This window comes from Nisaea sp. (assembly GCF_034670185.1).
Taxonomy (GTDB): Bacteria; Pseudomonadota; Alphaproteobacteria; order Thalassobaculales; family Thalassobaculaceae; genus Nisaea.
On sequence record NZ_JAXMNY010000002.1, the window covers coordinates 634,932 to 649,110 of the forward strand.

The following is a 14,179-nucleotide window of genomic DNA, read 5'->3' on the forward strand; positions in this document are numbered from 1 at the left end:
CCGCCATGCCGATCCGCCGCCTGCCCGAGGACGGTGCCGCCGCCGGAATCTACACCCTGCTGGAGGCCATCGACACCATGCCGCCGGTCCTGTCCCGCGCGGAATCCGCCTTCGACCGCCTTGCCGGCAGCATCACCGGCGCACTCGACCGGGTCGGGGCGGCACTCGACACTCTGGATCGGCTGCGCCCGACAGTGCCGACGCCCGGCACTGAGATCCCCCGGCTTCAGGATGCGGCCTTCACCTCGAATGGCTCGGACCTTCTCGCCCTCGGCGAAGACCGGTTGCATCTGGAAGATCTGATTAAAGAATCCATGGTGGAGCAGTTAACCGCATCAGAGAACGTCGCCTCCGCTCAGGAAGATACAGCCCGGCGCAGCGATGCGGCATGGGGCACACTCTCCGACGATATCGTGGGTGATTTCGACCGGGCCTTTGCCGGTATTTCAGAGAACGGTGCCGAGGCCTTCTCCTCCATCTGGCAAAACATGGCATCCGGCCTCGATCAGAGCCTCTCCGCAATCGACTGGGACGGTATCCTCGGCGACGGCGCGGGAAGTCTGGTATCCGCAGCCTCCAGCATTCTCGGCTCTCTCGGAGGCAGCGGCGGCGGTTTTTCCGGCCTGTTTGAGGCCGGCGGCTCTCTGCTGTCCAGCTTTCTGCCTGGAATGGGAGGCGCGGGTGCGGGCGGCTCCCTCCTGTCCGGCAGTGCAGGCTCGCTTGGCAGCATGGCTTCACTTGGCAGTGCAGGCACGATCGGTGCCATCGCCGCCGTTGCAGCCCTGGGCCTGAACGAGCTTTTCAAGGACAAGGACTATCCCTTCGCCAAGGCCGTGATCGGCATCGAAGGTGGCACACCAACTGCCGAAAGTTCCTTTGAGCTTGATGACGGGCCGCTGGACGAACTGCTGCAATTGCAGGACCGGGTACTGACAGCGCTGGACTCCATGACCGACCGGCTCGGTGTCGCCTTTTCAGGCAACGCCGCCAACTTCCTGCAAATCGGCTATTCCAGCGGCCGGAAATCCAACCTGCCGACCGGCTATTTCGTCGGCGGTCTGGAAACCACCGGCGATTTTGCCACCGGCGCCGACCTCAGCGGCATCGAGGATGAAGAGGAGCTGATCGCCCGCGCTATTGAGCTGTCCTTCGCCAAAGCAGTGCGGGACGGCAATCTGACCGGGCTGTCGGACGATCCCGGGGGGGACTCTCGCAGCCAGAAGACTTTCGAAGCCGGTATCGAAAAACTGCTTGCGGCACCGTTCGAAAGCCTCGAGACATCGCTGCGCCGGATCGATTTCCTCGCCAGCTTCGAGGAGACCGTCGCGCTCTTCAGGGATGGTACCAAAAGTGTCGATGCCTATACCCGCTCTCTGCAGGCCCAACGTGCCGCAATTGAGGCAGTCGGTCGGGCCGCTGCGGGCGATGCGTTCGAGCCTATCCGGTTGTTCATGGAAGATGCGGCCCTGCTGTTCGGCGGCGACGAAGAGCCGGACGCAGCGGCGGATCTCCGCCTTGACCAGGCAGGCAGCGCTGTCCGGGGCATGGCCCGTGATCTGCTCGACACGCTCTCGCTAAATGGCACTGCGGCGCCGCTCGAAGGCTTTGCCTTGCTGTACGAACAGCAGGCCGCCCAGATCACCGCCTTGGTCCCGGCGCTGGAAGCCCTCAATCTGGAACTCGATGCGCTGGGGCTCGAGACCATCGATGTTGCCGCCGAGATCAATGCTGCCAATGACGCACTGAGCTCGGAAGTCCGAACACTTTTCCTGCGGGAACTCGATTCCGGGCTCTCCCCCGAACGAGCGGCCGCGCAACAGGTCCTGGATGAAAGGGACAGCCTGCTGCAGCAGGCCGAACAGCTCGGCTATAGCGAGGACCAGGAGATCCTCGGCAAAATCGAGGCAAACTTCACCGCGCAACTCGATCGGATCGGATTTACGTTCAGCGAAAGCGGAGATCTGGTCCAGACCTTTGCCGATAGTATCGAGGCGGCGACCGCCGGTCTCGACCGGCAGATTTCAGCGCAGGAAAACTCTGTCGGAGAGTTCGTCCGCCTGGCCGAAAACCTTTCCGCCGCCCGGCAGGATTTCGCCCTCGACAGCTCGCTCTCGCCACAATCGCCTCTGGACCGGTTGGCACAGTCGAGGACCGGGTTCGAAGAGCTCGCCGCCGCCTCCGCCGATGGCGATCTGGAGGCGCGGGAGGATCTCGCGGCCAGCGCCCGCACCTATCTCACCCTGGCGCGGGAGGTCCATGCTTCCAGCGAGGCCTATACCGACATCTTCTACCAGGTCGATGCGGTTCTCGCCTCCGCACTGCATGACACAAAAGCCCAGGTTACGGCGGCAGAGCGCCAACTGGATGTCCTGATCGAAATCCGTGACCGCCTTGGCCCGCCAAGCGCCACGGGCGGCGCCCTGGAATTCCGCGCGGATGGCGGCGGGCAATATCTATCGGAAAGTGGCGGCCCGGTCGGAGCCGGGTACGACCTCGGCTACAACCCGGAGCGCGCCGTCGCCATCCTGACGGCGCTGGATGCCGCCGGACTTCCTCTGCCGAGCGGGTTCGGCGAAGGCCAGCTCTCCCGGCTCAGGGCGGACAATCAGGCCGTGAACGCAGTGGTCACCGCCATGGGCTTCGCCACCGGCGGGATCATGACCGCGAACGGCCCGGCCCAGACCGCTCCATACGATGGCGGCATTACCAGCGACGTATCCGTCGCCCTGTTCGGTGAAGGCAGCCAGCCGGAAGCCTATGTACCCCTGCCGGACGGACGCTCCATTCCCGTCACCCTCAGTCTGCCCGCCAACGACGATAGCGGCGGCAACGGCGAGACGCGGGACGCCCTGCGCCTGCAACGGGCGGACAGTCGCGCGCTTGTTCAGGAATTGAGGAGCCTCAACCGCGAGGTCGCCGCGCTTCGGGACGACAACGAACGGCTCAGTCGCGTGCTCGGCCGGGCCTTCTCCCGCCAAACCGCCTGAAGGAGCAAAGATGTCTCTTTATGACGAGCTGATCGCCGATCCTTTTTCGATCCGGCGCTATCTGGCGATCCTGGAGCCGTACGATCCATTGCTGGAAACGACGGTTCCGCTCTACCTGAGCGACCATGGCTTCACCACGGAGCCGGACGAGGTGCCGGGCAACCAGTATTTCGACTCCCGGCTGCTCTCCGCTCTCAGTTTCGAGCGCCATCTCTATCGCAGCGGGCAGTTGGAAGGCCGTTCGGTGCCCGGCTTCGGCACGCTCGACATCAACAATGCGGACGGCGCACTCGATGATTGGCGCAGCTTCGCGTTCGATGGCCGCCGGGTCAGGCTTCTGCTCGGCGGCGACCGGTTCCGCCTCGCCGACTACCGCACCGTGTTCGACGGCACGGCGGAGCGTATCGAGTTTGATGACGACCGGATCCGCCTGCATCTCCGCGACCTGCAGGTGCTGTTCGAGCGCCCCTTGCAACAGACCCTCTATCTGGGCACGGGCGGCAGCGAAGGCGATGCCGGACTGAAGGGCCGACCAAAGCCACTTTGTTACGGGCGCTGCTTCCATGTCCCGGCGGTGCTGTTGGATGCCGCGACCCTGACCTATCAGGTGCATGACGGCCAGATCTCCGGGGTCGACGCGGTATTCGACAGCGGTCTGGCCTTGATCGCCGGGACTGAACCTCCGGCACCGTCGCACTATGCCGTGGACCTCGCCGCCGGCACCTTCCGGCTCGGCAGCGCACCAAACGGTCCGGTTACCGCCCATGTTCATGGCGATGCAACGGGCGGCGCCTATGCGGAAGACGCGGCCAGCCTGATGCTGCGCATTGCCATGCGGGCCTCCGGGCTCACGCTCATCGACTGGAGCGCTTTCGCCGACCTTACCCTCGCCGGCCCTATGGCGACCGGTTTCTTCGCCGGACAGGAAACCGGCATGCTATCCGCTCTCGACAGTCTTGCGGACAGTATCGGCGCCCATTTCGGTTTCGACCGGCAGGGGCAGTTCACCGTCGGCAGGTTGACGGAACCGGCGGAAATCGCGACGGAAAGTTTCGACGACAGCGCCATCGTCAGCCTCGAACGCGAACCGTCCGCCTTGCCCCTCTGGCGCCAGAAACTCGGTTACGCCCGCTACTGGCGCCCGCTTTCGGACGGGGAAAGCGCCGCCGCGCTCGGCGCGGAAGCACGGAGCGATCTGGCCGCGCCCCATCGCTATGCGGACGCATCGGACCCGACGATTCAAGTCCGCCACAAGCTCGCCGGCGATGCCCAGAAGGATGGGCTGCTGGCAACAGAGACGGATGCGGCAACGGAAGCGGCGCGGCGTCTCGCTCTTTTCGGGATTGCGCGGGATCTTTTCAGGGTCCGGGTAAAAACCCGGCCCTACAGCCTCACCCTCGGCAGCACCATCCGGATCACCTATCCGCGCCACGGGCTCGCCGAGGGACGCAATCTGGTCTTGGCCGGTCTGTCCGAAGACAGCGCATTTGACGAAGCCGAACTCACCCTTTGGGGATAGCACCCGATGAGCAACATGCTGATCGTCTACCGGAACTATCTGGACAATGCGGCCCTCGACGGCGGGGACTGGAGCAGCGGTCTGCCGCTGGACAATCTCGCCCATCCCCATCCGAGCCGGGTCGCCCGGTCCACCGACACCGATCCGGCGTCTTCCTGGTTCGAGGTGGATTTCGGCGCCCAGCGTCCCGTCAGTTTCGCCGGTATTCTGAACCACAATCTGAGCCAGCGCGGCACCTGGCGGGTACGGCTGTTCAATACCTCGCTGGAGCAGCCGGAACTCGACACCGGCGCCGTGCCGATCTGGCCCCGTGTGGTTCCGTTCGGCACCGGGCACTGGGGCGAGTTCCAGTGGGGCGGCCATCTCGATACCGAGACGGCGGAGACCTACGGCATCGGATCCTACGCCATCCTGCCGGCGGCGCGGCGCGTACGCTATGTCCGCGTGGATCTCGAGGACCCGGAGAATCCCGCCGGTTATCTGCAGGCGGGACGCGCCCTGCTGGCACCGGCATGGACGCCCAGCGTGAACCTGCAATACGGCTGGAGCATCGAGCAGGTGGATGAAAGCCGGATCGTGAAGTCGCGGGGCGGTCAGGCCTATTTCGACGGTAAACCGAAATACCGCCGCCTGCGCTTTCGGATCGAGCATCTCGATATCGATGAGATGCTGGCCAATGCCTACGAGCTGGAGCGGCTGAAGGGTACCGGCGGGGACATCCTGGCGATGGTCGATCCGGACGATACCGCACACCTGCACCGGCGCACGGTCTATGGCCGGATCGCTGAGACCACCCCGATCGTGAACGATTTCAACGCGCGCTATTCCAAGGAATTCGTCATAGAGGAGCTGTACTGATGACCTGGTCCGTGACCATCGGCGACCGCACTTTCACCGACGCCAATCTGGACGGCAACGCCTACGCCGAAGAAGAGACCGGCTTCCCTGCCATCGTCCGCGCGGTGGCCGAGGAAACCGCCGCCCTGAAAGGCTCGGCCGGGCTTTCCGCCTCCCCGCTCACTCCGGCGACCGGCCCTGTCGCCTTCACCCTTCTCTCCACGCCGCCGCCGGGCTGGAAGGCCGGGCAGGTATTGCGCATAACCAGTGCGGGCGACGCGACGCATTTCATGGTCGGCACGGTCTCAACGCTTGTTGGCACGGCCCTGACCATAGAGGCCAGCTTTGCGCAGGGCGCCACCGAACGGGACGACTGGGTGCTGACCTATCCGCTTTTCACCGCTTTCCTCGAACGCGCCGGCGGGACAATAACGGGAGCCCTGAAAATCGACGGCCATTCCCCGGCCCTGAACGCGCCGCCCGGCCAATACCTCAATCTCCGGATGATGCGGGATGATCTGCCGCATCTGGATTTTGGTCTCGACGACGCTCCCCTGACGGACACCGCTGGCGGCAGCCTGATCTTCCTGCACACATTCGATAACTCCGGCGCCTGGACCGGCCGGCCGCTTGAAATCAACCGGGCAACCGGCGAGATCAAGACAATGGGTCTTAACCTTCAGGGCTACGCGCTGGCTGACGGAAACCTGCGCGGCACCCGGATGAGTATCGAAGACCTTGGAGAAATCGGCGCCGGAACTGTGTACATCGATGCGGCTCGCTGGAATGCCCTTGCCGTGACCCTGACCGGAAATGTCGCCTTCGATTTCGCGGCACTCGGCCTCGGCTTCGAATATACGCGACGGTTCCTCATCACCCAAGGCGGCGCCGGAGGCTTCGCGCCGTCATGGACCCTCGGCGGCAGCGCAGGTGGAGTCAAACGCATCGGCGGAATCCCGAACTATGCAGGTCAGGCGCCGGGCGTTGTGACCCGTGTCACCGCCGAGGCCTGGGGCAACCAGCTCCGGCTCTGGGAGGCGGAAGAGAGTCCGTAATTCCCTAAGCGTCGCCTATTCGATTTTCCCACAAGATGAGGAGTTGCCCATGCATAAGAGACCTTTGCTGGTTGTCTTGAGCCTGCTGGCGGCATTACCGGCATGTGCCGATCCCAATGCCGCCGCGGAGATCGAAATCCGCAGGACCAATGCGCTCGCCGCCATCAGCGCCGTGCGCGACGGATATTGCGCCCTGTCCCCCGCAGTCCGGGCACGGTTGCGGGATGCCGGGGAGATCGATCCCGCGCTGGATAACTGTACCACCCCACCCGAAACCAATCCTCAGGAGACAAAGTGATGAACTTCAACACAACCTGGCTACTCGACCGTCTGGGTGAACGAAGCACCTGGATCGGCCTGACAGGATTTCTCACGGCCACCGGAGTGTCTCTGGAGCCGGAGATCGGCGAGGCGATCGGAGCCCTCGGCATCGCCCTCGCCAGCCTGATCGCCATGCTTACGAGAGACCGCTAGGTCGGTAAAGGGAGTGCCCCATGGACCAGGACGATGCCCGCCGCTTGGTGCGGGCGACGCTGACTGAACTCGGCCTCGACGTAACGTCCCCGGAGCGGGTGATCCAGGCTCAGCACGATTTTGCCTACCTGCGCCATCAGCGAAATCTATCGGAGAAAATCGGCGTCGGTGTCCGGCTGATGGTGCTGACCAGTATCATCAGCGCCGGGCTCGCCACCATCTGGCTTGGTATCCGGCACTCCCTGCTCCTGAAGTAGGCGGGCAGGCTCATACCGTGTGAGGTCTTGCTAGGGTTTCAGCAAGACCCGCTCGGCCAGATCGAGGCGCTCCGACGCTCCGGTGATATGCCCGACGATCATACCGAAAGGCCCTTCCGATTCCAGGCGCACCGGTATCCAGGACCCGCCTTCCGTCAGCCGCGCCACCCAGAGTCTGGTCTCGGCATCTGTCTTGTCCTCGCCGAACCAGGGTTTCTTGTAGCCGCCCGCAAGGGTCTCGTACGCCACCCGGCAAAGCTCCGCCGGTCCGCTGAACGCGCTGTAATCCGTCTTCTCCAGAATATCGGAGCCAGCGTGGGACAGGCGGAAATCCGTTCGGGTGCGGCCGTTGAAAACCCGCAGTTCTTCCTCGCAGGGGTTGGCTTTGCTCGTCAGTGCGAGCGACACAACCGCCGCGTATGGATCAATTGTCCCCAACTGAAGATCTTCCGGTACCGCGTCCCGTTTTTCCGGGTCACGCGGCGGATGCATGACAACAGACGGCGCGAAGCCATCCCGGCTCGTGAGCGTGATCCGGCGAGGCTGGCCGTTGAAAGTTCCGTTGCTGCGATACGTTTCGGGTTTGATGCCGACGCCAGTCAACTGGCCGATGCCTTCGCTGCTTACATCAATCGGGAAGAAAAAATCGAGGATGCCAAGAGAGCGGGCGTTGGTCGTGACCCTGTAGGCCGAGCGGTCGACTGCGATTTTCGAGTCGAACGCGGCGACGGAGAAGCCGCCAAAATAGATCGTATAGGAGAGATCAAGCTCCCGCGCATCAGCTCTGGGGGCCAGCAGAATGCCGCCGATCAGTCCTAAAAAAAGCCACCGCATGCCCCGCCCTCATGTGCGTGTTTGCGTATGGCTTTAAAATAGAAGAGCGCGGCGGCAGATCAAGCGCCGCCGCCGCACCCGTTATATTTTTTAGTAGCGGTAGGTCTCGGACTTGAACGGACCTTCCTGCGTGACGCCGATATAGGAGGCCTGCTCCTTGGAGAGCTGGGAAAGCATGGCGCCGACCTTCTTCAGGTGCAGAGCGGCGACCTTCTCGTCCAGATGCTTCGGCAGGACATAGACCTGCTTTTCGTATTCGCCGGCATTGTTCCAGAGTTCCATCTGGGCCAGCGTCTGGTTGGTGAAGGAGGCGCTCATCACGAAGCTCGGGTGACCGGTGGCGCAACCCAGATTCACCAGGCGGCCTTCGGCCAGCAGGATGATCCGCTTGCCGTCCGGGAATTCGACCTCATCGACCTGCGGCTTCACATTGTGCCAGGTCAGGTTCCGCAGCGGCTCGACCTGAATCTCATTGTCGAAATGGCCGATATTGCAGACGATGGCGCGGTCCTTCATGGCCCGCATGTGGTCCATCGTGAGGATGTCCTTGTTGCCGGTCGCGGTGACGAAGATGTCGCCGCGCGGCGCGGCATCTTCCATCGTGACGACTTCGTAGCCTTCCATCGCCGCCTGCAGGGCGCAGATCGGATCGATCTCGGTGACGAGCACACGGGCACCGCCGTTGCGCAGGCTGGCTGCGGAACCTTTGCCGACATCGCCGTAACCGGCGACGACTGCGACCTTGCCGGACAGCATGACGTCGGTGGCGCGACGGATGCCGTCGGTCAGGCTCTCGCGGCAGCCATAGAGGTTGTCGAACTTGGACTTGGTCACGCTGTCATTTACGTTGATCGCCGGGACCTTGAGCGTGCCAGCCTTCGCCATCTCATAAAGACGATGAACGCCGGTCGTGGTCTCTTCCGAAACGCCGCGGACATCGTCCATCAGCTCCGGATAGTCCTCGTGCATCATGATCGTCAGATCGCCGCCATCATCCAGCAGCATGTTCGGGGTCCATCCGCCCGGCCCCTTGATGGTCTGGCGCAGGCACCACTCGTACTCTTCCTCGGTCTCACCCTTCCAGGCGAAAACCGGGATGCCGGCTGCCGCAATGGCGGCGGCTGCCTGGTCCTGGGTCGAGAAGATGTTGCAGGAGCTCCAGCGGATATCGGCGCCGAGATCGACAAGAGTCTCGATCAGCACTGCGGTCTGGATGGTCATGTGCAGGCAACCGGTGATACGCGCGCCAGCCAGCGGCTTCTTGCCGGCATTTTCCTCGCGCAGTGCCATCAGGCCCGGCATTTCGGTTTCGGCAATCGCAATTTCGCGACGGCCCCATTCGGCGAGGGAAATATCGGCAACTTTGTAGTCGGTGAAAGTGGCGTCGGCCATGCGGCAGCTCCTTGCAGTATTTCTATCCGGCGTCACTGCCGGTACCCGGTCGCACTGGGCTATATCAGTCCGGGAAAATAGGGGCAAGCAGGCAAAGGGCAAGTGCACTTGATTGACAGCGGCATCAGCCGCGCATTATCTGGCCCACCCTTCGCCTGCCGAAAGACTGACCCGATGCCACACCATTCTTCCTATATCGCCGCCATGGGCGGAAGTGACGCCGACGACGCCTGGGCAATTCATACCGAGGCCCGCAAGCGCTACCGGGCCGGTGAGACGGACGTCATCGTGCTGTCGGTCGGCGACCACGACTTCACCACGGACGACCGGATCGTCGAGACAGCGGTCACAGCGCTGCGGGACGGCAAGCATCATTACACGGCAAGCATCGGCTTCCTGCAATTGCGGGAAAAACTCGCCGCCTTTCACAGCGCGCGCATGGGCGAGCAGGTCAAAGCGGAGAATGTCGCAGTCATTCCAGGCGCCCAGTGCGGTGTCTTCACCTCCGGGCTGGTGACTCTCAATCCGGGCGATCACGTCATCGCCTTCGATCCGATGTATGTCACCTATCAAGGTGCGCTGATCGCCCGCGGGGCAACGCTGAGCCAGGTTCCGCTGCACCCCGAGAACAGCTTTGTTCCGGACCCGGCCGACATCCGCGCCGCCCTGCGCCCGGAAACAAAGGCGATGGTGATCAATTCGCCGAATAACCCGACCGGCGCGGTCTGGCCGCGCGAGACCATGGAGGAGATTGCCCGGATCTGCATCGAACACGATCTCTGGCTGATTTCCGATGAGGTCTATTGCTCGATGACCTACGAGCAGCCGCATTTCTGCCCGCGCCTGATCGACGGCATGAAGGATCGCACGCTTTCCGTCTACAGCTTCTCCAAAGGCCATGCGATGACCGGCTGGCGGCTGGGCTGGATCGTCGCCGATCCGGACAGTATCAACGCGGTCGAACAGGTCATGGGTTCCATGCTGTTCGGCTCACCGCCCTTTATCCAGGAAGCGGCCATGACCGCGCTGGACCAAGCCGTCGACACAGTGGACAGGATTCGCGACCTCTACCGGCGCCGCCGCGACCGGGTCTGCGAGGCGCTGGCTGCGGTGCCGAAGGTGAAGGTCCGGAAGCCGGATGCCGGCATGTTCCTCATGCTGGATATCCGCGAGACCGGCATGGACACCACAGATTTCGCCTGGAAGCTGCTGGAGGAACAGAAGCTCGCCCTGCTTCCCGGTGAAGGCTTCGGCAAAATGCTGGCCGGGCACCTGCGGCTCAGCTTCGGCGCCTCGGACGAGACGCTGGATGAAGCGGCGCGGCGTCTGTCTGCGTTTATCCAGAAGCACGGGTGATAATAGCTAGAGCCGTTTTTCCATATCCATCGAGGTCGGCGCGTCAAAACCTGCATGGGTCTGGCGGCCCGTCTCGACGAAGCCCCAGTGCTGGAAATAGTCGATATTCTGCTGCAGGGCGAGGCGGACGCCGAGGGTGATCCGGGCGGCGCCGGTGGCGCGCGCATGGGCCTCGACCGTCTCGATCAGGCGGCGGGCGATGCCACGGCAGCGGACGTCGGGATCGACGGCCAGCCGGTCGAGATAGACGGCGTCGCCTTTTTGCGTGGCAAAGACGGCACCGCTGATCCTGCCGTCATCTTCCGCAAGAAACAGCCGGTTCTTTTCCAGCCGTTTGCGCAGACTATCGACCGTTTCCGTCAGCGCACCGCTTTCCGGCTCCAGCTTTCCCCGGTACTGCGCGAAGGCACGATGAACAAGAGTGACGATCTCGGCGAGATCGTCCCGCGCCGGATCATAGGGCCGGGTTCCGGTCATGCGGCAAGGCTCGCCCGCAGACGTTTCGCCAACTCAGGCATATCCTCGGCTTTGGCGTTGGCGAAAGCCAGGCGCAGAAAGCGCTCCTGACCGGGCCCAAAGAAGCTGCCCGGCAAGCACAGAATATTCTGCTCGTCCGCCAGCTTGCGGGCCACCTGTTTCGCGCTCATGTCTTCGAAGGGATGCCGGACATAGGAGAAATAGGCCCCGGCGGAAACCAGCTCGTAGCCGAGATCGTTCGACCGGAAAGCCGCCTCCAACGCTTCCTTGCGCCCCTTCAGCATATCCCGCTTCTCAGCCACCCACGGCCAGACATGGCGCAGCCCGTAAAGCGCGGCATATTGCGAGATACGCGGCGTGCAGATCTGGATCGTGTCCATGATCTTGGTGACCGCATCGATGGTTTTCGCCCCGGCCATGACGGAGCCTGCACGGTAGCCTGTCAGGCTGAAGGTCTTCGAGAAGCTGTAGAGCTGGATCAGCGTCTCGCCCCATTTCTCGTCCTTGAACAAGTCATGCGGCGGGCCGTTCTCGTCTTCCAGAAAATCCCGGTAGGTCTCGTCCAGGATCAGCGCGATGCCCTTTTCCGCCGCGAGATCGCGGAACTGTGCAATCACCTCAGGCGGGTAAACGGCGCCGGTCGGATTATTTGGCGAGACCAGAACGATGGCCTTGGTCTTGTCTGTCAGCAGCTTGCGGGCCTCTTCCGGATCCGGCACCCCGGCCCGGTCGAAACGGAACGGCAAATGGATCGGATCGATCCCCTGCATTTCCAGCCACATCTGGTGATTGAAGTAATAGGGCACCGGCAGCATCACGGCGTCGCCGGCACGGGCGATGGCCAGGATAGCCATGCAGAAAGCCTGGTTGCAGCCGGCCGAGATCAGCACGTTATCCGGCCCGATCACTCCGCCATAGCGGGTCGCGACGTGGTCCGCCAGTTCCTGACGAAGCTCCACCACGCCGCGGATCATGGAGTATTGAGCAGTCTTGAAATCAGCCGCGCGGGCGGCCACATGATCCGTCAGCTCTTTCGCGGGCGGATAGCTCGGCACGGCCTGCGACAGGTCCAGCAATGGCTTTTCCGCCGGAAAGGTCCGGCCGGCAATCCAGGTCTGGGACTCGGCAATCGGCGGTTCGATTGCGCTGAGCACATCGGCATTCAAGGCAAAACTCATGGGGCTCACCGGAAGGAGCGGGAAGGGAATTGGCGCAGACTAGAGACTGTCGTTGAAATCGTCCAGCAGCGCCGAAATCCGGCCCTCGTCGCCCTGATCCATGATCGCCAGCGCCCGTCGCGTCGCCGCGCCGGTATCGAGCGCGCGCACTCGCTGCTTCACGCGCGGAATGCTGTGCGAGGACATCGACAGCTCCCGAACACCAAGCCCTGTCAGCAGCGGTGTGTAGCGCGGATCGCCCGCGATCTCGCCGCAGATACTGACCGGAATACCGGCACGGTGCCCGGCATCGACGGTGAACTGGATCAGCCGCAACACTGCCGGATGCAAGGGGTTGTAGAGCCCCGCCACCGCATCATCGCTGCGATCGATGGCAAGCGCATAGCTGGTCAGGTCGTTCGTCCCGATGGCGAAATAATCGACCTCCCGCGCCAGACTGTCGGCCATCAGGGCAGCGCACGGCACCTCGATCATCGCACCCAGCGGCGGTACCGGATCGGCGATACGGACGCCCTTACGCTTCAAGCGTTTGACCACGCGTGTCAGAATCCGCCTGGATTGACGGATCTGCTCAGCCGAGGAGATCAGCGGCAGCAGTAGACGGACCGGGCCGTGCGCGCCTGCCCGCAGGATCGCGGCAAGCTGGGTTTCGAACAGTTTCGGCTCCGCAAGGGACAGCCGGACCCCGCGCAGACCGAGCGCGGGGTTGGGCGAAATACCGATCTTGCCGCCGAGCGCAGAGGAAATCTTGTCGCCACCGACATCAAGCGTGCGGATCGTTACCGGAAGCCCGCCCATACCTTCGACAATGCCGCGCAACACGGCATATTGCTCGTCCTCGCTCGGCAGAGTGTCCCGGTTCATGAACAGGAACTCGGTGCGCAACAGTCCAACGCCCTCCGCCCCCGACCTCATCGCCCCCTCGACGTCCCGCGGCAGCTCAAGGTTCGCCAGCAGGGAAATGCGCTCTCCGTCACGGCTTTCCGCCGGCAGAGAGCGCAACCGGTCGAGCTGACGCTCCAGCCGCTTGCGGGCCTCCGCTTTCCGCTCGAACTCCGCCAGGGTCGCATCACTCGGCGCGACGACGACCCGGCCACGCTCGCCATCAACCAGCACCCGTTCGCCGGACCTGACCTTCCCGAGCAATCCCTGCACACCGAGAACCGCCGGCAGCCCCATCGACCGGGCCATGATCGCCGAATGACCCTCCGGGCCGCCCGCCGTCGTCACCAAAGCCGCCACTCTTTTCGGGTCCAGCAGCGCGGTGTCCGCGGGACTGAGCTCGTCCGCGATAATCACCGCGTCTTTCGGCAGGACGGAGAAGGCCTGATAAGGCTTGTCTGCGAGGTTGCGCAAAATCCGTCCCGCCACATCCCGCACATCCGTAATCCGGGCTGCGAGATAGGGGTCCTTCATTGCCGCAAAGGCTTCGCTGATTTCATGCACGACCGACTGAACGGCGGCTTCCGCGTTGATCTTGCGTTTGCGGATCAGCGCCTCGGTGCCCGCCCCCACCCGGCCGGAGCCGAGCATTGCGGCATGCGCGTCGAGCAGCGGGGCTAATTCCTCCGCGACCGATTCCGGCATGTTCGCCGTTTTTTGCCGCAGCTTGCCGACCTGCTTTTGCGCCTTGACCAGAGCAGCGCGAAACCGCTCGGCTTCGGCCTCGACATGCGCGTCTTCCAGTTCGTATTCCGGCAGCTGACCGAGTCCGGTCTCGACGACATGGGCAACGCCAATGGCGATCCCGGCGGAAACGCCGACCCCGTCAATGATCCGTTCCCCGCCTTTTTCGGATACCCGTTTTATCATG

13 protein-coding genes are annotated in these 14,179 nt (G+C 63.4%); 8 read left to right on the plus strand and 5 right to left on the minus strand.

Features of this window, described 5'->3' with window-relative positions; genetic code table 11:
- Positions 1-5 precede the first annotated feature (5 nt).
- Genes VOI22_RS12630 through VOI22_RS12660 form a run of 7 tightly spaced genes read left to right on the plus strand, consistent with a single transcriptional unit; the run spans position 6 to position 7,129 of the window.
- Positions 6-2,987 (plus strand): hypothetical protein, encoded by a 2,982-nt coding sequence (locus VOI22_RS12630; RefSeq protein ID WP_323796824.1) that lies wholly within the window; start codon positions 6-8, stop codon positions 2,985-2,987.
- Positions 2,988-2,997: 10 nt separating this feature from the next.
- Positions 2,998-4,506, plus strand: coding sequence for a hypothetical protein (locus tag VOI22_RS12635; protein WP_323796825.1), 1,509 nt, complete (start codon positions 2,998-3,000; stop codon positions 4,504-4,506).
- Between the two features lie 6 nt (positions 4,507-4,512).
- Entirely contained in the window at positions 4,513-5,364 is an 852-nt protein-coding gene (locus VOI22_RS12640; RefSeq protein ID WP_323796826.1) for a hypothetical protein, read from the plus strand.
- Positions 5,364-6,398, plus strand: coding sequence for a hypothetical protein (locus VOI22_RS12645; protein WP_323796827.1), 1,035 nt, complete (start codon positions 5,364-5,366; stop codon positions 6,396-6,398). Before VOI22_RS12640 ends, VOI22_RS12645 begins: the two co-directional genes overlap by 1 nt.
- 49 nt (positions 6,399-6,447) lie before the next feature.
- Positions 6,448-6,696: a hypothetical protein gene (locus VOI22_RS12650; RefSeq protein ID WP_323796828.1), complete on the plus strand. Its 249-nt coding sequence runs from the start codon at positions 6,448-6,450 to the stop codon at positions 6,694-6,696.
- A complete protein-coding gene (locus VOI22_RS12655; protein WP_323796829.1) occupies positions 6,696-6,872 on the plus strand; it encodes a hypothetical protein in 177 nt (58 codons plus the stop codon). Before VOI22_RS12650 ends, VOI22_RS12655 begins: the two co-directional genes overlap by 1 nt.
- A 20-nt stretch (positions 6,873-6,892) precedes the next feature.
- Positions 6,893-7,129, plus strand: a complete 237-nt coding sequence (locus VOI22_RS12660; RefSeq protein ID WP_323796830.1) for a hypothetical protein — start codon at positions 6,893-6,895, stop codon at positions 7,127-7,129.
- Positions 7,130-7,159: 30 nt separating this feature from the next.
- Here VOI22_RS12660 and VOI22_RS12665 read toward each other — a convergent pair whose 3' ends face one another.
- Together VOI22_RS12665 and ahcY are read right to left on the minus strand one after the other, a co-directional pair.
- Positions 7,160-7,963: a DUF3108 domain-containing protein gene (locus VOI22_RS12665; protein WP_323796831.1), complete on the minus strand. Its 804-nt coding sequence runs from the start codon at positions 7,961-7,963 to the stop codon at positions 7,160-7,162.
- A 90-nt stretch (positions 7,964-8,053) separates the two neighbouring features.
- Complete coding sequence (gene ahcY / locus VOI22_RS12670) at positions 8,054-9,355, minus strand: adenosylhomocysteinase (protein WP_323796832.1); 1,302 nt, start codon at positions 9,353-9,355, stop codon at positions 8,054-8,056.
- A 174-nt stretch (positions 9,356-9,529) separates the two neighbouring features.
- On the opposite strand from ahcY, the gene VOI22_RS12675 reads away from it, so the two are divergent.
- Positions 9,530-10,711 carry a pyridoxal phosphate-dependent aminotransferase gene (locus tag VOI22_RS12675; protein WP_323796833.1) on the plus strand — a complete coding sequence of 394 codons (1,182 nt, stop codon included), beginning with the start codon at positions 9,530-9,532 and terminating at the stop codon, positions 10,709-10,711.
- Between the two features lie 6 nt (positions 10,712-10,717).
- Here the strand turns inward: VOI22_RS12675 and VOI22_RS12680 are convergent, their stop codons facing one another.
- From VOI22_RS12680 to ptsP, 3 genes are read right to left on the minus strand one after another with little or no spacing between them, the layout of a single operon-like run.
- The gene (locus VOI22_RS12680) at positions 10,718-11,188 is read right to left on the minus strand and encodes a GNAT family N-acetyltransferase (RefSeq protein WP_323796834.1); all 471 of its coding nucleotides are present in this window, start codon (positions 11,186-11,188) and stop codon (positions 10,718-10,720) included.
- A complete protein-coding gene (locus VOI22_RS12685; RefSeq protein ID WP_323796835.1) occupies positions 11,185-12,366 on the minus strand; it encodes an aminotransferase in 1,182 nt (393 codons plus the stop codon). The genes VOI22_RS12680 and VOI22_RS12685 overlap by 4 nt, the downstream gene beginning before the upstream one ends.
- A 39-nt stretch (positions 12,367-12,405) precedes the next feature.
- Complete coding sequence (gene ptsP / locus VOI22_RS12690; RefSeq protein ID WP_323796836.1) at positions 12,406-14,178, minus strand: phosphoenolpyruvate--protein phosphotransferase; 1,773 nt, start codon at positions 14,176-14,178, stop codon at positions 12,406-12,408.
- Between the last annotated feature and the right edge of the window lies 1 nt (position 14,179).